Raw genomic sequence first — 19,391 nt, forward strand, 5'->3', positions numbered from 1 at the left:
AGCTATCAAACCTATTGCAGCCATCGATCCAAACTTTGCGACAAAACGCATTCACGCGCTAAACTCACAAGCAATTTTTAAGATTAGCGACGCCGGTATGGCGTTCTTCATTTTTGACAACTCATGGAAAATCCGATGACCAAACATTATGACTATCTGGCAATTGGCGGCGGCAGCGGCGGTATCGCATCAATCAACCGTGCAGCCATGTATGGGAAAAAATGTGCGCTGATCGAAGCTAAAGAGCTGGGCGGCACGTGCGTCAACGTGGGTTGTGTCCCGAAAAAAGTGATGTGGCATGCCGCGCAAATCGCTGAAGCGATCCGCAACTACGGCCCGGATTACGGCTTTGATACCACCGTGAACAGCTTCAACTGGAAAACGCTGGTCGCCAACCGTACCGCCTACATCGACCGTATCCATACCTCGTACGATAACGTGCTGGGCAAAAATAACGTTGATGTGATCAAAGGCTTCGCCCGTTTCGTTGACGATCATACTGTTGAAGTGAACGGTGAGAAGATCACGGCAGATCACATCCTGATCGCTACCGGCGGACGCCCGAGCCATCCGGATATTCCGGGTGCAGAATACGGCATTGATTCAGACGGTTTCTTCGATCTGACCGAAATGCCAAAACGCGTTGCGGTGGTTGGCGCAGGTTATATCGCGGTAGAAATCGCCGGTGTGATGAACGCGCTGGGTGCTGAAACTCACCTGTTCGTGCGTAAACACGCGCCGCTGCGGACTTTCGATCCGCTGATCGTTGAAACGCTGGTGGAAGTGATGGAAACCGAAGGCCCGGCGCTGCATAAAGAATCCATTCCGAAAGAAGTGGTGAAAAATGCCGACGGCAGCCTGACGCTTAAGCTGGAAAACGGTCAGGAATTTGAAGTCGATAGCCTGGTCTGGGCGATTGGCCGCGAACCGGAAACCGATAACTTCAATCTGAAAGCGACGGGCGTGAAAACCAACGAAAAAGGTTACATCGTCGTCGATAAGTTCCAGAACACCAGCGTAAACGGGATTTACGCCGTTGGCGATAATACCGGTGCCGTTGAACTGACTCCGGTTGCCGTTGCTGCGGGTCGTCGTCTGTCTGAGCGTCTGTTTAACAACAAACCTGACGAACATCTGGATTACAGCAACATTGCGACCGTGGTGTTCAGTCACCCGCCAATCGGTACGGTCGGTCTGACTGAACCGCAGGCGAAAGAGCAGTTCGGCGAAGAAAACGTGAAAGTCTACAAATCTGCTTTCACCGCCATGTACACTGCCGTCACTCAACACCGCCAGCCGTGCCGCATGAAACTGGTGTGCGTCGGTGCTGAAGAGAAAATCGTCGGTATCCACGGTATCGGCTACGGTATGGATGAAATGTTGCAGGGCTTTGCGGTCGCACTGAAAATGGGCGCGACCAAGAAAGACTTCGACAACACCGTCGCCATCCACCCGACCGGTGCGGAAGAGTTTGTGACTATGCGTTAATTCGCCAGTCGGTAAAAAATAAAGGCCTGAGATTTTCTGATCTCAGGCCTTTTTGCTTTTCGACATTGAGCTCAGGGAAATTCAATATGAATTTCTAAGAAAGGTAAAAAACTTAAAATTAAAACCTTTTGAATTCATGTTGATATATAGAAAACCAAAAAAAACTTAACTTAAATAGTTATTTAACTAATTAAAACGGCGTTTCAAAATCTCATCTTAGAAAAAGACAGCGCAATTCCTGTGCTGGCATTAGAAGGAATTAATGAAATGGCTAAAAATGATAATGAATTTATTAATCTGGATAAATCTCAAGAATATGAGTTAAAAGATTGGTTGGGGCGTAATGAGTATTCCAGAAGTCAGGATAACGTTGATGAGTTAAGAAATATTATCATCGATAAACTGAAAAATGGTGACACTGCAAAGAATGTCAGATGGTCCGAACTCGACGCAGCGCTTGCAAACCACCCAAGCTGGTTTAGCGGTTTGGCAACTAAGTAATACGACAAAAGCGAATAAAAGAGGCGATTCATAGCCTCCTCTCACGAGTGAGCGAACTGCTCACTCGTTTTCATTGTACTTTCTCAGTCCAGCAAAATCACTTTCGAACTCTCCGTCTCGAATAGCGGCTTACAGAGTATTTTATAACTGTCGCGGTCAAAGTGCGGCACAGCGATATCGAAGGCTTTGGCGTCTTCCAGCGTTTTGACCGTTCCCAGATAGAACCAGTGATTGATGACGTGATAATCGGTCAGCCCGTTGGCTTCTTCGGCGATGGCAATGCGCCCCGGATACGGCCAGCTGCGGATTCTCAGGGTGCTGAGTGCATTTCTGAGGCGCGCCTGATGGACGTCGGGCGTCTCTTTACCGCAACAGACACCGGCACATTTGCCGAGTGAAAAGCGGAAACACGCACGATTTTTTGCCAGTTTTTCCAGCCCCAGCGCGCCGTAACACAGCTTTTCCTGATCGGCGATATCCCGGATTTTTTCGACTGCCGACATTTTAGTTTTAAACAGGCCAAATAAATCTTCGCTGTGAGAAAAATCCACGTCATCACTAAACACAATACTGGCCGTCAGCCCCTGAAGCCGGATCGAACACAGCTTGCGGGCGGTGCGCAGCCGCTTATTAAACAGCGGTCGTCGGGTTTTAATCAGATCCGATTCCAGCAGTAACGCCCCCACTTCACCGATCGTCTCAATGAATTCAATATCGCGGGTCATATGCAGAAGTTTGGCTTCGGCAGGATTGCGGAAATGCGACATCACGCGGCTGCGGATATTCACGCTTTTACCGATATACAGCGGAAAGGCATTATCGTCGCCGTAAAAAATATAGACGCCGCTGCCGTTGGGTAAGTTTTCTAAGGTATGGCGAAGATGTTCAGGGTACTGATAAAGCTCGGTAAAAAACTCTTTTTCGGGATTCCACAAAATAACTGACCTGCTTTAACCGGATAAACGTCGTATAGAAAACAGACGAATAATACTGGCGATTTATACAGCCTTCAACCTTTATGGAAAAAATCGGGTGTAAATGTTGGACGTCAGGATTTACGCCTGCGTACGCAGCTCAATATATTCCTGTCCGCTCAGTAAGTTGGCTAATGCCGCCTCACGGATTTCGCGCTGATCGGATTGTATCCAGAGATACAAATTATCGACGTTATCAAACCGCACCAGCACGGTATAGATAGTTTCGCCATGCACCGGGCGCAGGATATTTACATTCTGATAACCTGGAAACCGGGCCGCATCGGTCTTCAGCTGTTCCAGCCAGCGTTCATATTCCGTCAGCTTATCCCGCTGTACGCCGTGGGTGATCACCAGAGTAATGTGGTCAGGTTGATGAGGATAAGTCACAGGATGTTCCTTCTGATTAACCGTTGTTCTGGTTAACTGAATGTTGCGTTATATTCATGAACGATACGAAATCAACACGGCCATTCATAACGGAAATATTTTGGGTTGTTGTTAAACAATTTTTGGGGTGGGGAAAATAATGCGATTAAGCCTTGAAGCGCTGCTGATCCTGGATGCGCTGGACAGACACGGCACTTTTGCCGCAGCGGCCGCCAGACTGTTTAAAACCGCTTCTGCACTGAGTTATACCGTGCAGAAAATGGAAAGTGACCTGAACATCAAACTTCTGGACCGCTCAGGCCATCGCGCGACATTCACACCAACAGGCCGTCTGATGCTGGAAAAAGGCCGTGTGCTGCTGCGTGCCGTCAGTGAGCTGGAACAACAAGCGCAGTACGTCGAAAGCGGCTGGGAAAGCAAACTGACCATCAGCGTCGATGCTTCCGTCCCCTTCGCGCTGCTTGCGCCGTTGATTGACCGTTTTTACGCAGAACATCAGCACACGCAGTTATTGTTCCGCCACGATGTACTGGCCGGTTGCTGGGAAGCGCTGAGTTATGGCGAAGCCGACATCGTATTTGGTGCCGTGCAGGAACCGGTGACGCGCAGCGGCATTGAATACCGTCCGATCGGCTGGCTGGAATATGTGTTTGCCGTCGCGCCGCATCACCCGCTCGCCTCGCTGCCGGAACCGCTGGTGCGTGAGCAAATCCGTCAGTATCGCGCCGTGGTGGTTCACGACACGTCCCGCCATGGCACAGGTGCGGATTTGCGCGTGCTCGATGAGCAGAAAATGCTCAGCGTTCATGATTTTAACGCCAAAGTTCACGCGCAAATTGCCGGGCTGGGTTGTGGCTATCTGCCGCGTTATCTGGCCGCCCCCCATCTCGAAAGCGGTGCGCTGGTTGAACGCCGTCTGGATACCGAAACCCGCCGCGATCAGGCTTTTATGGCCTGGAACGAAAACGCGACCGGCAACGCTGCCATGTGGTGGCGCGAAAATTTACAGGATTTCGAGGGCATTGCGGCGGTGTACAGCCAGGCCTGAAAAACAAAAAGCCGCACAATGCGGCTTTTTACGGCGACTAACGCACCGACAGATAATGATGCACCTGAGGTTTATTTTCGCCACGGTGATAACGCGTCACTTCGCTTTGTAAATCGGCATCGGCATGTGACACACGCTGATGCTGACGCAAATGCTCATGCCAGGACTCCACCAGGAACCATTCCACCAGACGCGACGGGTCATCGCTGTGTTCGGTGATCCCCCACGCATAAGCACCGTCACGGCGGCGCGCCAGCGAAAGTTTCCGAATTTCCGCCAGAAACGCCGGGCGATCTTCTTGTGCAATCATGTATTCAATCTGGATCATCACCGGACCGCGGTCGCCCTGCACATCGCCTTCAACCACCGGATTTTCCCAGTGACCGGCAGGCTGTAAATCCGCCTCGCCTGCGGGCAGTTTCAGCCGCCAGCATACCAGCGCGGCGATAACCAGGCCGGTACCGGCGAGTAATAACGCCCCGACCAGACCGGTTTCCTGTGCGATTAATCCCCAGAACAGGCTGCCCGCCGCCATCGCGCCGTTAAATACCATCAGGTACACCGCCAGCCCGCGGCCACGTACCCAGTCAGGCAGCACCGCCTGCGCCACGCCGTTCATGGATGTGAGCGCGATAATCCAGCCAATCCCTAATACCACCATCAGCACCACGGCCAGCCATTTTGCCGGTGACGTCGCCAGCAGCAACATCACGGCGGCGGACAGTAAGGCGGAAAGCAACACCAGCCCGTCAACACTCAGTTTCTGACGTAAACGGGGCAGCAACAGTGCACCGCAAATCGCACCGACGCCCACCGCGCCGAGCAGAATGCCGTAAAATCCGGCGGTACCGTGCAGCATATTGCGGGCAATCAGCGGCAACATCGCCCAGATCGCACTGGCGAAAGCGAAGTAAATCGCGGCACGCAGCAGCACACGATGAAGTTCCCGGCTGGCTTTGACATATCGCAGCCCGGCACGGAACGCGCCAAGAAAGTGTTCTGATAACTCATTTTTCGCTTTGACCGGACGCTTCCACCACAGTAATGCGCCAATCACAAAAACATAGCTCATGACATCTGCGCCATAAGCCGCACCGGCACCGAGACTGGCTAACAGTAAGCCACCGCCCGCAGGCCCTACTGCGCGGGCAATATTAATCCCAAGCGAGTTCAGGGCAACGGCATTTCGCAAATCAGAACGGGGCACCAGTTCCGGCACAATCGCCTGCCAGGCTGGCCCCATCAGCGCCGCACCGATACCGCCGATAAAGGTCAGCGCGACCAGATATTCCACGGTCAGCAAATTATTGTGCGACAACAGAAGCAAGGTTCCGCTGACGCCCGCCAGTAACAACTGAACAAAAATCAGCAGGCGGCGACGGTCAAGAATATCGGACAGCACACCCGCAGGGATCGCCAGCAAAAAAATCGGCAACGTTGCTGCGGTTTGCATCAGCGCCACCGCCGCAGGGTTTGATGACAGCCCGGTGACTAACCATGAGCTGGCCACATCACGCATAAAACTGCCGGTATTGCCGAGAATGGTTGCCACCCAAATCGTGGCAAACAGCCCCTGTTTGAGCGGCGAAAAAGCGCCGCCGGCCGCAACATTATTCTGGCTCATACCCGCTCCTTAAGGTCATTCCAGGCGACATAGATAAAAGCGCCGACCAGCCCGATGTGCTCGAAGAAACCGTTCATCATCATGGCGCGTTCATGGCCGGAAACCTGCCAGTACGCATTCGCCATAAAGTTGGCGCTGAAAGTGAACAGTGCCAGCGCCAGCGCGCCAGCCCAGCGAAAGCGCCCGGAAAGAATCAGCGCTGAAGCGCCCAGTTCCAGCACAATCACGGCCGCAGCCATGGGCGCGGCGGGCGATAAGCCGAAATGCTGCATCTCGGCAATCGCGCCAGGAAAATCGAACAGTTTGACGATACCGCCCTGCAGATACGCGGCACACAAGGCCAGCAGGGCCAACCAGCGGATAACCGCGAAAGGGATAACAGGTGCCGACAGGCGGGAAACAGGGGCATGACGCATGATGTCTCTCCTGCCGGAACCCGCCTGAGCACGGTTCCGGCTTAATGGATAAATGAAGAAGGTTACGCTTTGCGCTGAGGGGCTTTGTGCACCATGGTGTAGGCATAATCGACGCCCATACCGTACGCACCGCTGTGCTCGCGAACCAGATTCATCACATCGTCGTAAGTCTCTTTGCGTGACCAGTCGCGCTGGTATTCGAGCAGAACCTGCTGCCAGGTCACCGGCACCGCACCGGCCTGCACCATACGGTCAATGGAACGTTCGTGTGCATCCACGCTGGTGCCGCCGGAAGTGTCGGTCACCACATACACTTCATACCCTTCTTTCAGCGCCATCAGTGCCGGGAATGTCAGACACACTTCAGTCCACAGGGCCGAGATAATCAGTTTCTTACGGCCAGTGGCTTCAACAGCTTTCACGAATGCCGCGTCTTCCCAGGAGTTCATTGAGGTACGCTCAATCGGTTTCACATCCGGATGTACCGCCAGTAATTCCGGCCAGATATAGCCGCTGAAGCTTTCCGTTTCAACCGAGGTGTAAATCACCGGCACGTTAAAAACTTTGCCCGCTTTAGCGAGAGCGACCGTATTATTTTTAAGCTGCTGGCGATCGATATTCGCAACGCCGAATGACATTTGTGGCTGATGGTCGATGAAAATCAGGGTGGAGTTCTGTGGATCCAGCAGATCGAATTTAGACATTTTCATTTCCTCTCAGAGTGCATTGTTGGGTTGTGTGTTTGTATTTCACGTTGTGTTGTTGTGCTGCTGGAATTAACAATAGGTCAGGACATCAAAAGCGGATAGCGGAAAGAATTTGGCAACTTGTTCAGATTTTTTTGACAGGCATCTCCCTCTCTATACCGTCGTAAATCCCTATTACTTTCAGACTGATAGAAGCAACAAAATCTTTTAACGACTTGTCAAAAATAACCCATTATCAATATTTCCCTGCCATGCCTAATGTTGTTTGCAACACAACACACAACCTGTTTAAAACCTGCAAATAACCGCTGAGGAAATATAAAAATGAGCACATTCAATACCCAAGACGGCACTCAAATTTATTTTAAAGACTGGGGCAAAGGTAAGCCGGTGTTATTCAGCCACGGCTGGCCGCTGGATGCCGATATGTGGGACAGCCAGATGAATTTCCTGGCCGATCGCGGCTACCGCGTTATCGCTTTTGACCGTCGTGGTTTTGGCCGTTCAGAGCAGCCATGGGAAGGTTACAACTACGACACTTTCGCCTCTGACATCAACGATCTGATTGAACATCTCGACCTGCACGACGTTACGCTGGTCGGCTTCTCGATGGGCGGCGGCGATGTGACCCGCTACATCAGCCGTTACGGTTCAGAACGCGTCACCAGCCTGGTATTGCTCGGCGCGGTCACCCCGCTGTTTATTAAAACGGATGATCATCCGCAGGGCGTGGATAAATCAGTATTTGACGGCATCCGGGCCGGTTTACTGAAAGACCGCGCACAGTTCATCAGCGACTTTGCGACGCCGTTCTACGGCACTAATCAGGGGATGACCGTTTCCGACGGCGTGATGACACAGACGCTGAACATCGCGCTGATGGCGTCGCTGAAAGGCACCGTCGATTGTGTCACGGCCTTCTCTGAAACAGATTTCCGCCCGGATATGGCGAAAATTACCGTGCCGACGCTGGTTATTCACGGCAGCGCGGATCAGATAGTGCCGTTCGAAGCCACCGGCAAGCTGGCGGCAGAAATGATTAAAACTGCAGAACTGAAAATCTATGAAGGCGCACCGCACGGTTTTGCCGTCACACATCAGGATCAACTGAACGACGATTTGCTGGCATTCCTGAGCGGAAAATAAATCAGGCCGCAGAAATAAAACAGGCAGGTGATCTGACGATCGCCTGCCTTTTTTTATGCGGCCACTCTTACTTGTCTTTTATACCTAATATTTTGATATTCATGATGGAAAGTGAATTCGGCGGAATTTTACCCGGAATGCCGTCTTTGCCATACGCCAGTTCAGGTGGAATATACAGTGTCGCTTCACCTTGCAAACCCAGCTTCAGCACGACTTCCTGAAGCACTGCAGGGATTTCCGTTACGGACGCGCTGATCACATTATTGTCTTTTTCGCTGGCAATGACTTTACCGTCGCCCAACGTCTCAATAATCTGCAAACGAATGCCCTTATCCATCGTCACTTTAGGTGCAGAACCTGGCTTAGTAATCTGGTAAATAAAGCCAGATTTGGCTTTCACCGCGCCTTTAGCCTTGCCCGCTTTATCGAGGATTTTCTGGTTATTCTCTACATTTGACGTTTTTTGCTTTTCCTGACGAGAGCGGATATCACTGTCCAGACTGTTCAGCGACTCCCGCATGTCTTCAGTCGACATGTTGGACAGCTCATTCATCCGGTCAACAAAGCCTTTAACAATCACATTGCGATCAATTTTCTCACCGGCGGATACCACCTGCTCGATTTTTGAATTCGCGGCCTGCCCCAGCAAATACCCGACAGAATAAGAACGCCCGGTTTTCTTGCTTTCTTTCGCCTGCAACGTTTTAAGTTCTGCATCACTGATCAACTCTCCGCCAGATTGCGTCACGGCAGCAATACTGTGTGAGGCGAGGTCTTTCTTCGTTTTATCCAGTTCGGCTGTCAGCTTATTTTTTTCTTCAGTGACTTTGGTCGCCGCCAGCTGACTCTCGCTGAGCTGGGCTGTCAGACGTTTCACATCCTCAGAAGATTTTGATAATGCCGTTTGTGACGCCTGATAATCACTTTGCGACTTTTTGTTCGCGGCCTCAGACGCCACCAGTTTTTCCGCCTGCGCTGCGCTCTGTTTCTGCAAATCTGCCAGTTGAATACTCAGTAGCGCTTTATCATCCGTGGCTTGTTTCAGGGTTTTCTGCAAAGCCAGATAATCCGCCTGAGATTTCTTATTGGCGGCTTGTGAAACGGACAACTTTTCATTTTGTGCCGCGCCTTGTTTCTGCAACTCTGCCAGTTGGGTTTTCATTTGCGCATTCTCATCAGCGGCCTGTTTCACGCTTTTCTGCAAGACCAGATAGTCAGCCTGTGACTTTTTGATGGTCGCCTCATACACGGACAGTTTGCCATTCTGTGCGGTGCCCTGTTTTTGCAAGTCTGCCAATTGAGTTTTCATTTGCGCATTCTCATCAGCGGCCTGTTTCAGGATTTTCTGCAGAGCGACATAGTCGGCCTGAGATTTTTTAACCGCCGTCTCTGACACTGACAATTTTCCGGTCTGCGCAGCAGTTTCTTTTTGCGATGCCGCCAGTTGGTTTTTCAACCCGGCATTTTCATCGGTCGCCTGTTTGAGGGTTTTCTGCAGAGCCACGTAGTCAGCCTGAGATTTCTTATTCACAGCATCTGAAACTGACAGTTTGTCATTACGTACAGCATCCTGTTTCTGCAAGTCTGCAAGCTGCGATTTCAATTGCGCATTCTCATCAGTGGCCTGTTTAAGGGACTTTTGCAGTAGCTGATTTTCATTGAGGGATTTGTTATTGGCCTCGACAGCGAACGCTATTTTTTCATTCTGGCTGGCGCCTTGCTTTTGCAGGCTGGCCAGCTGCGTTTTCAGTTGAACATTTTCAGCAGCAGCTTGTTTTGCCGTCGTCTGCAACTCAACCACATTAGCCTGAGATTTATTGCCCGTGCTTTGTAAAGCCTGCAATTTATCGGCCTGTGCAGTCGACTGCTTTTGTAGTGTCTCAAACTGCGTTTTAAGCTTATGATTTTCTTCTGTCGCCTGCTGTAATGTCGCATTCAGCACTGCGAATTCTGCCAGAGATTTACCGTTAGCGTGTTCGGATGAGACCAGTTGTTCGATGCGTGCCGAGGATTGCTTTTTCACGGTATCGAGTTGCGTTTTGAGCTGTGTATTCTCACTGCTTAATTTTTTAAAGCTCGCCTCCAGAGCAGCGAATTCTTTCTGGGCTTTTTTAGTCGCCAATTGAGAGGCAGCTACCTGTTCGGAGGATTTTTTGACTGAGCCGTCCTGACTGGTTTTGAATGCGGTTAACTGTGCTTTCAACCGGGCATTTTCACCCATAGTCTTTTTCAAAGATTGCTGAATATCTGCCACTTCGTCCTGGTATTTTTTTGTCGCCGTCTGCGCCACGGAAAGTTTTCCCGTCAGACTTTCAGCATGTTTCTGGCTGCTCTTTAGCTTCTGCAACTGAGTGGTAATCTGCTGGTTTTCTTGTTGTGTATTTTTCAGCGAATTTTGCAGTTTTTTCAGTTCATCCTGCGTTTTTTTCTGCGCAAGTTTTTGATCTGCCGACGGCGGGATGACCACAGGTTTGGCTTTTAACGCCGCGATCTGCGTTTGGAGTTGTTGATTTTCTTTTTGTGTATCCGCATAAGATTTTTGCAAAGCCGCGTATTGATCACGGGATTTTTCTGCCGTGGATTTTGCTGTCTCAAGGGATTTTTTGAGCTGCTCATTGGCCTTTTTCTGGGTGTCGCTGACATTCGCAGTAGCAGGCACCGCAGGTGCAGACTGAGTGCTCGCAGGCTGAAGCGCTTTAGGGGCTTTCCTGACGGGCGCTGGCGTCGGTTTAGGTCGCGGTTTTTGCGCTACCGGTTTTTCAACAAGGGCTTTCGGCACGACGATATTTTTTGGAGGCTGGATCAGCGGAGAGGAAGTCTTATCTTTTTCCGCAAAAACAGACGGTTCTGGAGCAGAAATTAAATTTTCACTCTGCAACTGATCCAAAAGACCCAGGTTAGCATCCACCGGTTCTTCAGCATGGGCTCCCTGTATATTGATCAGGAGCAGAATTAAGAAGAAAGACTTCACTCGCGCCATCATATTTTATTCACTTCCTGAGAGCGCTCGTCCATGCTCTTAAAGGCCGCCCCTTTAACTCTTGCGCAGATAAGTTTTAATTTAGAATCCAGCTCTATGTTCAGGATCTCCTGAGCATCTTTATTTATCAAACCTTTATTGGTTTTATAGACATCATAAGATTTTGTCAGTTGATTAAACTGCTTCTGATATAGATCAAAATCGTGAGGAGAGAGACGTTGTAATGCTTTGAATTCATTAACGCACGTATTATTCGAGCTTTTATTTACTGATACCTCTTTTATCGTAGCCACATTATTTTTAGTGCTACAAGCAGTCAATGCGATTAACGCAATGAGAGTCAAAGACATTAAGCAAGGCTTATTCATGGGGATTATCCTGTAGGGTTTTACTGCTAGAACACATTATTTTCCCAGCAAAGTACCCCGTGGAACACCCACTTTTACTGAAATGATCATTTAGCAAACACCACATCAAATAAAAACAAAATAAAATCAATAAGTTAAATTAATAAAAATGAAAAAAACCTTTCTTTTTTATGCGTAAAAGAAAATAATTCGTCGTTGTAACGATGTCTTAATGGATAAATAATTTGTGAAAATTGACATATATCATTATTTATTTTTCAGAAATCCCGCGAGATCCTCAAATATCAATTAACATTTCTGGATAAAACGGAATGCTCCTCAATCACGATTAGGATTATTGGTAGCTTTAATTTTCAAACCACCTTCCCTGCATCCAAACGTTCAACAAGAAAATCAATCATACTACGGGGAAACTGCAGTGCTCATCAGGGCACGGCATTTCCGACGGTGCGGTGTGATAGCATAGATGCAGAAACGAAAAGGCATTCCCGCAAAGGAATGCCTTTTTCTTTTAAGCATATTTTTTAAGCACTGCTTTTTTAAGCAAGCAGGCGTCAGACCACCGGCAGTTTATCCAGAATCGCCTGTGCGGTATTCACGTCTGTCACTAATGAATTAATCATGCCTGAACGCACGGCACCGATAATCCCTGCCGCTTTTTCCGGCGTTGCCGCCACGCCGATAGTCAGCGGCGTATTGCGTAGCTGTTCAACCGAGGCCGCAATCATTCGCTCCTCGCCTTCCCAGTGCAATAACTCTCCGGTTCCCGTGAAGTAATGGCGCAGCACATCGCCTGCGGCATCGCTCAATGCCTGCTCACCGGGCGTCGCGGTAGTGGATTCACTCGGTTTCGGGGTATGCGTCAGACCCACACCGACAATCGCCGCATCGAGTTTGTCCCACAGTGAAATGATTTCCTGCACGCTCGGGTCCGAGAGAAACGCATCACGCAGTTCCGCCGAAGAAAGATAAGGGGCATGAAGAAAATACGGTGTGCCTTCCATCTGTTCCGCCGCACGGCGCACGAACTCGGTTATCTGAAAATGCGGCGCAGATTGTTGCATCCCGCCGTTGAGCGCCACGGTCATGATCCCCGGCAGACGGGGCATACCGGCCAGCGTGACTTCGCGCACTGCTCTTCCCCAGCCGATGCCGAGCACCGATCCCGCGCCTAAACCGGCTTCCTGTAAAAGAGAAGCCAGCGGCGTCGCCAGCGCGCCGAGCACATTACCCGGCGGTGCATCCACAACATACGCATGTTTCAGCCCGAGACGTTTTATCAGGTCTGCCGTCATGTCTTCCGGTGACGATAATCCCACCACTTCGATGCGCACAATCCCCGCCGCGCGGGCTTTATTCAACAACCGGGAAATGGTTGCCGTCGACACATCCAGCTTGCGTGCAATCTCCACCTGAGACATATCAGACTCGTAATGCAGCTTCGCCACCAGATGCATCATGGCACGCGTTGCTGCAATATCTTGCAAAATTGGCTCTTTCAGCTTGAAATTCCTTTCAGTAATGAATTACACTCAAATCGTCGATTGAGGGATTATTGCGCAACACCTGTAAAAATGCAATGTGCCGGATCGGGCTTCAACCCTTGTAATACGGCATGTTACGCGATTTTCCGCCCCGTTTTTTCAGGGGGGAAAGACAGAACGTCCAGTGTAATCGAGATTTTTTAATCTGTAATAAATTTCACGCAAAGGAGAGTTCCATGTCAAAGATGTCTACCTCAGAATTACGTAGCTACCAGCAGATTTGCGGTAAAAATGGCGCGATGCTGGTGATCGCCTGTGATCAGCGCGGTGCCATGCGCAGCCTGCTCGCCAGCGACCCGCAACAGCAATCTGCCATTTCAGAACACGAACTCGGGCTGATTAAAGCCGACATCACGCAATATCTTGCCAGCAAAGCCTCCTGCGTACTGGTCGATCCGGTCTGTGCCGTTCCGCAACTGGTGGACAACGGCATTATTGCCCGCGACACCGCGCTGCTGATTGGCCTGGATGCGTCGGGCTGGGACAGTTCGCCGGAAGGCTACCGCCTGTCACGGCTGGTGGAGAATGTCGATGCACGTCGTGTGCGTGAACTCGGTGCGACCGGCGGCAAAATCATGGTGTATCTGCGTTCAGACCAGGAAGCAGCAAACCGTCATAACATTGATATTCTGCGCCAGAGCATTGAGGATTTCGCCCGCGAAGACCTGCTGCTGGTGGTGGAGTTTCTGACCTATAAACTCGACAACGAAACCGAGGAAGAATATAAAGAAAAAGTCCCGTCTCTGATTTATGGCGGCACCAAGATTTGTCTGGAATGCGGCGCGAAGGTGCTGAAACTGCCTTATCCTGGCTCAAAACAAGCCTGTGCTGACATCACAAAACTCGCTGGCGACGTGCCGTGGGCCGTGCTTTCTGCCGGGGTTGACCATTCCACCTTCCTCAAACAAGTGGCAGATGCCATGAGCGAAGGCGCATCAGGCGTTATCGCAGGCCGTTCATTATGGAAAGACTGCATCTCACTGGACCGCAACGCGACGAAATCCCGTCTTGAATCGCTGGCGGTACCGCGTCTGAACGAACTTCAGGCCGTCATTGAACAGTATTTCCATGCACCGTCACACAACCAGACACAACAGGTGGAACATGTCTGAAAACAGAAATGCCTCACGAAATGGCTCAACCGGCAAACGCGTCATCCTGGTGAACGGGATCCCGGCGTCAGGTAAAAGCCGGCTCGCCGTTGAGCTTTCTGCATACAGCGGCTGGCTGCAACTGTCGCTTGATGGCATTAAAAATCCGTTTCTTCAGCGATTAGAGAATGTTGACCGCCCTTTTAACCGCGTACTCGGGCTGGCAAGTTATCAGGTTATCTGGGACATCATCGGCGGCGCGCCCGAAGGCAGCACCTTTATTGTCGATGCCTGGTTTGGTTTTCAGCCCAAAGAGGTGTTGCAGGATTATCTGCAACGGGCGGGCATATCGCAGGTTGTGGAAATCTGGTGCCAGATTGATGCTGAACTGGCGGCCGAACGATTTTCTTCACGGCTGGGCGAGCGTTTACCGGGACATGTCGGGGCAGAATATATCCCCGAATTAAAAATTCTCGCAGGAAAAGCACGACCAATAACCCCGGGACCAGTTTATTCTGTTGACCAGAATGTTATCGGCCAAAATAAGCCTGTAAATATTGTTGATATTCATGCGTGGATAATCAATTCATTCAATACGCAAATTCAATAAATACTGACCGGAGGAAATATTCATTTACTGAAAAAGTAAGTTAAATCTGATATCAGGACCTTGTTAAACCTCTACTATCATTCATTCTTTCAGGTCTTTTGAAATTATTATCTTTCATTGATGGCTAATAGGATTGGATAGATCACAGTTTTTATTTTAATTAAATATCATACTGAGAAAAGACCCTATTCATATGAAGAGGTATTATGTTAAGCGACTGGATTAATGAAAATAACACGCAAATCATTAGCAAAATAGATGACTGGAAAAGTGCCGTGGCATTTGCCGTGCAACCATTAATTGATTCGGGCGCAGCGGAAAGTCGTTATCTTCAGGCTATATATGATATGCACCGGGAAATCGGGCCTTATTATGTTTTGGGCGAAGGTATTGCGATGCCGCACGCCCGGCCGGAAGAAGGGGTTAACCGAACGGCACTGTCTTTGGTCATTGTTTCAGAAGGCGTTGAGTTTGGCAGTGAAGATAATGATCCGGTTTACGTTATCTTCGCGCTGGCCGCGGTGGACAGCCATTCACACATCGAAATGATTGCCAGCCTTTCCCATCTGTTCTGCGATGACGAGGCAGCGGAACGATTAAAACGCAGTAAAAACAAGCAGGAAGCATTAGAGATTATCCGACAGTTTTAGACGTGAAGTGAAAAAGATAAACATAACCCTTTATGAACACCTACAAAGAACGTAAGGAAAAATGATGAAAAAGCTATCAATCCTGGCGGTATGCGGTGCGGGTCTGGGCAGCAGTTTTGCCTGTGAAATGAGTATCGAAGCGGCACTGAAGGATCTGGGTGTGGAAGCCGATTTATCACATTGTGATATTTCAAGCGCCACGTCTTCAAGAGCCGACATTATTATGACCGGCGAAAATTTCAGATCGCAATTCCAGCATTACACCATCAACGCCAATATTATTTACCTGAAAAGACTGGTCGATAAAAATGAAATAAAGAGCAAGCTGACGCCTATTCTTCAGGAGATGGGTCACCTGGCCACTTAATAACAGACCCACTCAATTCACAATACTTATAAATCGATAAAACAATTACCGTGAACTCTACAGGGGACGCTTATGTCTTTCCTTCACTTTATTGTCAATGATGTATTAGGCCAGGCATCAATTTTAATCTCACTGATCGCCATGATTGGTCTGATCGCATTAAAGAAAAGCACCGGCCAGATCATTACCGGTACATTAAAAACGCTGCTGGGTTTTCTGGTTCTGCTTTCCGGGGCCAGCATTATTGTTAATGCCCTGACCTTTCTGGGTGAAATATTCCAGAAAGGGTTTCACATGCGCGGGATTGTTACCGACGTCGGTTCTATTGCCGGTATCGCACAACAAACTCTCGGCCGTGAAACCGCATTAATTATGGTTCTGGCGTTTATCGTTAATATCCTGATTGCCCGCCTGACCCGTTTCAAATATATCTTTCTCACCGGACAAGCATCGCTGTGGATGGCCACGGTGTGTTCCGTTATCGGTTATATGGGCGGCTTGCGCGGCACGGAACTGATCCTGACTGGCGGCATTATTGCGGGCGTCATGGCCGTCGGGATGCCGGTGCTGGCTCAGCCGATTGTGCGTAAAATCACCGGGTCCGATGATATTGCACTCGGCCATTTTTGCACCATCGGCTATATCGTGCAGGCAGGCGTGGCGAAAATCACCGGCGATGTCAGTAAAAGCACCGAAGATTTCGAGCTGCCGCAATCTTTCTCGTTCCTGCAGGACACCTACCTGTCGATGATGGTGGTGATGATCCCGATTTACCTGATCCCGGCGATTGCCGCAGGCCCGGAAGTCGTCGCGCCTTACGCCAACAGCGTTAATTATCTGGTCTATTCGTTCCTGCAATCCATTCAGTTTGTGGTCGGTGTTTACGTTCTGCTGTCGGGTGTGCGCCTGTTGCTGGCGGAAATCGTACCGGCATTTCGCGGCATCGCCCTGCGCATCGTCCCGAATGCCATTCCGGCACTCGATTGTCCGGTGCTTTTCCCGTACGCACCGAACGCCGTCATTATCGGTTTCATCTCTACCACCATTGGCTCCATCATCGGTATGTTCCTGTTCCCGAGTCTCGGGCTGGCGATGATTTTACCGGGCATGCTGACCAACTTCTTCGCAGGCGGCACGGCGGGAATCTTCGGCAATGCAGTCGGCGGACGACGCGGCGCGATTATCGGCGGTATCTTCCACGGCCTGTTTATCACCCTGCTGCCTGCGCTGTTGCTGCCGCTGCTGGGCAAGTTCGGCTTCTCGAACGTGACATTCAGTGACTCAGACGTGATCAGCGTCGGGCTGGTATTCGGCCATATTCTCAACTTCTTCCACTAAGCAAGCCGGAGGTCATGGTTATGGACACACGCATTGAGCAAATTCTGGCGCAGCAATTGCCGCCGCAGGAGTCGGCAAAAGCGCTGAATGAGCTGGGAAAACAGTATCAGGAACAGCAGGATCTGGACGCGGCCATTGCCTGCTGGGAGCAAAGCATGGCCTGTTACGGCAAGCCGGGTTTTGCACAGGCACAGCTGATGAAAGCCTACAATGCGCGACGGCGGCAGTGCTCTGAAGCCGGTGACGGCAAAGGGCTGGAGCGATTTTCCGAAAAAATCGATGCACTGATGCAGCAAAGTAAGGATGCAATCCGCTACGGATTCTGAAGCAATTAAAAGCCAGAACAGAGGTTCTGGCTTTTGTTTTGCACGTCTTTATTCTTCCCAATCCTTACGTAGAATAGAGGCTGCCCCCGCCGTGAGGGCCTAATCACTAAGGATTTACTATGCCGATGATCCGTCTGGAAATGTTTCCTGGCCGTACCCCCGAACAAAAACGTGACTTTGTCCGCGAAGTGACCCGCCTGGCAGCAGAAACCCTGAAATGTAAACCTGAAAGTGTGGATGTAGTGATCACTGAAATACCGAAATCACATTGGGCAAAAGGGGGAGTGTTGCCGGAAGAATAACAGGCGGAGATGAATCGTCGTCAGCCAGCACGCATTAATGTGCTGGCTGAGCAACGGATAAGGATGTTTTTACTGCTGTAACGATTTCGTCCGCTGCGCAAAACTCTTGCGCAACTTTTGCAGTTTCGGTGGGATCACCGCCATGCAATAACGGTTCTGCTGCCCCGCACCATCCCAGTAATTCTGGTGATAGCCTTCGGCCACATACACTTCGCCGAGTGGTTCGATGCTGGTCACAATCGGATCACTGTGATCGTGCTGCGCGCGCAGTATCGCCGCTTCCGCCTCTGCTTTTTGCTGTTCATTGGCCGGGAAAATCGCCGAACGGTATTGCGTGCCGACATCATTTCCCTGGCGGTTAAGCTGGGTCGGATCGTGCGTCACAAAGTGAATATCCAGCAAATCGCCGTAAGTCAGTTTTTCCGGGTCAAACCCCACGCGGATGGCTTCCGCATGACCGGTCGTGCCGGTACAGACCTGCTCATAATTTGGGTTCGGGCGACGCCCGCCGGTGTAGACACTTTCCACCGACTCCACGCCAATGACGTCTTTGAACACCGCTTCTGTACACCAGAAACAGCCACCACCGAAAATAGCGTATTCGATTGTCATACAGACTCCTTCACTGAGGGGGTAGAGGAAATATGGGGACGAATAATGCTGAGATAAAGGTATGGCATTAAAAAAACAGAATGTGAAATTCTTATCGCCGGTAAATGATATTATTTTGTGCCTGCTTATTTCCCTGTAAATAGTGTTGATATTGTGTCTGATTGATCTGCCTTTTTTTTCGTGGCAGACTCACTGGCATTGAAATACATGGAATTCCCCTATGAAAGATGTCATTGAAGGTTTCCTCAGATTCCAGAAAGAGGCGTTTCCACAGCGTTCTAAGTTATTCAAAGAACTCGCGTTAAACCAAAATCCTAAGACCTTGTTTATATCCTGTTCTGACAGCCGGTTAGTGCCGGAATTAGTCACGCAGCGTGAACCGGGCGAACTGTTTGTTATCCGTAATGCCGGTAATATTGTGCCGCCATTCGGGCCGGAACCGGGCGGCGTTTCCGCCACGGTGGAGTACGCGGTTAAAGCGCTGGGCGTGAAAGATATCGTCATCTGCGGGCACTCCAACTGCGGCGCAATGAGCGCGATTGCCAACTGCACCTGTCTGGATCACATGCCAGCGGTCGCACACTGGCTGCGTTATTCCGATGCCGCAAAAGCCATCAATGAATCCGTCGAACACGAAAACCCTGAGGCACGCGTCAACGGTATGGTGCACCAGAACGTCGTGGCCCAGCTGAGTAACCTGCGCACGCATCCTTGCGTAGCGGTCGCCCTGGCGAAAGGGGAAATTACCTTGCACGGCTGGGTGTATGATATTGAATCGGGTTGCATCGAAGCCTTTGATGCGAAAAGCGGAGCCTTTATTTCGCTGTCCGATAACCCGGAAGTACGCGCCAGTTAATTACCCGTTAAATAAAACATCCGGAACATTTTTAAATAATGTTCCGGATGATA

The 19,391-nt window shown here is 50.2% G+C and carries 21 protein-coding genes; 12 read left to right on the plus strand and 9 right to left on the minus strand.

Features of this window, described 5'->3' with window-relative positions; all coding sequences use genetic code 11:
* The first annotated feature begins 135 nt into the window (after window positions 1–135).
* Both gorA and DXU84_RS22000 read left to right on the plus strand, forming a co-directional pair.
* Complete coding sequence (gorA, locus tag DXU84_RS21995) at window positions 136–1,488, plus strand: glutathione-disulfide reductase (protein WP_112151951.1); 1,353 nt, start codon at window positions 136–138, stop codon at window positions 1,486–1,488.
* 267 nt (window positions 1,489–1,755) lie between these two features.
* Window positions 1,756–1,989, plus strand: coding sequence for a hypothetical protein (locus DXU84_RS22000; RefSeq protein WP_013573519.1), 234 nt, complete (start codon window positions 1,756–1,758; stop codon window positions 1,987–1,989).
* Window positions 1,990–2,072: 83 nt separating this feature from the next.
* Here DXU84_RS22000 and cho read toward each other — a convergent pair whose 3' ends face one another.
* Window positions 2,073–2,924, minus strand: coding sequence for an excinuclease Cho (gene cho / locus DXU84_RS22005; protein WP_013573518.1), 852 nt, complete (start codon window positions 2,922–2,924; stop codon window positions 2,073–2,075).
* Window positions 2,925–3,044: 120 nt separating this feature from the next.
* On the minus strand, window positions 3,045–3,353 hold the full coding sequence (locus DXU84_RS22010; protein ID WP_037033745.1) for an antibiotic biosynthesis monooxygenase: 309 nt from the start codon (window positions 3,351–3,353) through the stop codon (window positions 3,045–3,047).
* Window positions 3,354–3,492: 139 nt separating this feature from the next.
* Between DXU84_RS22010 and DXU84_RS22015 the strand changes: the two genes are divergently transcribed.
* Entirely contained in the window at window positions 3,493–4,401 is a 909-nt protein-coding gene (locus DXU84_RS22015; protein WP_013573516.1) for a LysR family transcriptional regulator, read from the plus strand.
* 37 nt (window positions 4,402–4,438) lie between these two features.
* Here DXU84_RS22015 and DXU84_RS22020 read toward each other — a convergent pair whose 3' ends face one another.
* The 3 genes from DXU84_RS22020 to DXU84_RS22030 all read right to left on the minus strand — a co-directional run bounded on the left by DXU84_RS22020 (window position 4,439) and on the right by DXU84_RS22030 (window position 7,145).
* Window positions 4,439–6,025 (minus strand): MFS transporter, encoded by a 1,587-nt coding sequence (locus tag DXU84_RS22020; protein WP_112197957.1) that lies wholly within the window; start codon window positions 6,023–6,025, stop codon window positions 4,439–4,441.
* The gene (locus DXU84_RS22025; RefSeq protein WP_131638473.1) at window positions 6,022–6,441 is read right to left on the minus strand and encodes a DoxX family protein; all 420 of its coding nucleotides are present in this window, start codon (window positions 6,439–6,441) and stop codon (window positions 6,022–6,024) included. The genes DXU84_RS22020 and DXU84_RS22025 overlap by 4 nt, the downstream gene beginning before the upstream one ends.
* Window positions 6,442–6,503: 62 nt before the next feature.
* Complete coding sequence (locus tag DXU84_RS22030; RefSeq protein WP_013573513.1) at window positions 6,504–7,145, minus strand: hydrolase; 642 nt, start codon at window positions 7,143–7,145, stop codon at window positions 6,504–6,506.
* Window positions 7,146–7,472: 327 nt separating this feature from the next.
* Between DXU84_RS22030 and DXU84_RS22035 the strand changes: the two genes are divergently transcribed.
* Entirely contained in the window at window positions 7,473–8,294 is an 822-nt protein-coding gene (locus DXU84_RS22035) for an alpha/beta fold hydrolase (protein ID WP_126124579.1), read from the plus strand.
* 67 nt (window positions 8,295–8,361) lie between these two features.
* On the opposite strand, the gene DXU84_RS22040 is transcribed toward DXU84_RS22035, so the two are convergent.
* The 3 genes from DXU84_RS22040 to DXU84_RS22050 all read right to left on the minus strand — a co-directional run bounded on the left by DXU84_RS22040 (window position 8,362) and on the right by DXU84_RS22050 (window position 13,129).
* A complete protein-coding gene (locus tag DXU84_RS22040; RefSeq protein ID WP_153376659.1) occupies window positions 8,362–11,277 on the minus strand; it encodes an FKBP-type peptidyl-prolyl cis-trans isomerase N-terminal domain-containing protein in 2,916 nt (971 codons plus the stop codon).
* Window positions 11,274–11,642 (minus strand): hypothetical protein, encoded by a 369-nt coding sequence (locus DXU84_RS22045; RefSeq protein ID WP_037033751.1) that lies wholly within the window; start codon window positions 11,640–11,642, stop codon window positions 11,274–11,276. Before DXU84_RS22045 ends, DXU84_RS22040 begins: the two co-directional genes overlap by 4 nt.
* 554 nt (window positions 11,643–12,196) lie before the next feature.
* Window positions 12,197–13,129: a sugar-binding transcriptional regulator gene (locus DXU84_RS22050; protein ID WP_013573509.1), complete on the minus strand. Its 933-nt coding sequence runs from the start codon at window positions 13,127–13,129 to the stop codon at window positions 12,197–12,199.
* Between the two features lie 233 nt (window positions 13,130–13,362).
* Here DXU84_RS22050 and DXU84_RS22055 point away from each other — a divergent pair, with 233 nt between their 5' ends.
* The 7 genes from DXU84_RS22055 to DXU84_RS22085 all read left to right on the plus strand — a co-directional run bounded on the left by DXU84_RS22055 (window position 13,363) and on the right by DXU84_RS22085 (window position 17,870).
* Window positions 13,363–14,298 (plus strand): tagatose-bisphosphate aldolase, encoded by a 936-nt coding sequence (locus tag DXU84_RS22055; RefSeq protein ID WP_013573508.1) that lies wholly within the window; start codon window positions 13,363–13,365, stop codon window positions 14,296–14,298.
* Window positions 14,291–14,887, plus strand: a complete 597-nt coding sequence (locus tag DXU84_RS22060) for an ATPase AAA (protein ID WP_013573507.1) — start codon at window positions 14,291–14,293, stop codon at window positions 14,885–14,887. Before DXU84_RS22055 ends, DXU84_RS22060 begins: the two co-directional genes overlap by 8 nt.
* 206 nt (window positions 14,888–15,093) lie before the next feature.
* Complete coding sequence (locus tag DXU84_RS22065; RefSeq protein WP_013573506.1) at window positions 15,094–15,537, plus strand: PTS sugar transporter subunit IIA; 444 nt, start codon at window positions 15,094–15,096, stop codon at window positions 15,535–15,537.
* A gap of 64 nt (window positions 15,538–15,601) precedes the next feature.
* Window positions 15,602–15,904 carry a PTS sugar transporter subunit IIB gene (locus DXU84_RS22070; protein WP_013573505.1) on the plus strand — a complete coding sequence of 101 codons (303 nt, stop codon included), beginning with the start codon at window positions 15,602–15,604 and terminating at the stop codon, window positions 15,902–15,904.
* A 72-nt stretch (window positions 15,905–15,976) separates the two neighbouring features.
* Complete coding sequence (locus DXU84_RS22075) at window positions 15,977–17,242, plus strand: PTS sugar transporter subunit IIC (protein ID WP_013573504.1); 1,266 nt, start codon at window positions 15,977–15,979, stop codon at window positions 17,240–17,242.
* A 20-nt stretch (window positions 17,243–17,262) separates the two neighbouring features.
* Window positions 17,263–17,568 carry a hypothetical protein gene (locus DXU84_RS22080; protein ID WP_013573503.1) on the plus strand — a complete coding sequence of 102 codons (306 nt, stop codon included), beginning with the start codon at window positions 17,263–17,265 and terminating at the stop codon, window positions 17,566–17,568.
* A gap of 119 nt (window positions 17,569–17,687) precedes the next feature.
* Entirely contained in the window at window positions 17,688–17,870 is a 183-nt protein-coding gene (locus DXU84_RS22085; RefSeq protein WP_013573502.1) for a 4-oxalocrotonate tautomerase, read from the plus strand.
* A 69-nt stretch (window positions 17,871–17,939) separates the two neighbouring features.
* Here the strand turns inward: DXU84_RS22085 and msrA are convergent, their stop codons facing one another.
* A complete protein-coding gene (gene msrA / locus DXU84_RS22090; RefSeq protein ID WP_013573501.1) occupies window positions 17,940–18,482 on the minus strand; it encodes a peptide-methionine (S)-S-oxide reductase MsrA in 543 nt (180 codons plus the stop codon).
* 220 nt (window positions 18,483–18,702) lie between these two features.
* Between msrA and DXU84_RS22095 the strand changes: the two genes are divergently transcribed.
* A complete protein-coding gene (locus DXU84_RS22095) occupies window positions 18,703–19,338 on the plus strand; it encodes a carbonic anhydrase (protein ID WP_153376660.1) in 636 nt (211 codons plus the stop codon).
* Window positions 19,339–19,391 lie beyond the last annotated feature (53 nt).

Source organism: Rahnella sp. RcJ3 (genome assembly GCF_009498575.1).
Taxonomy (GTDB): domain Bacteria; phylum Pseudomonadota; class Gammaproteobacteria; order Enterobacterales; family Enterobacteriaceae; genus Rahnella; species Rahnella aceris.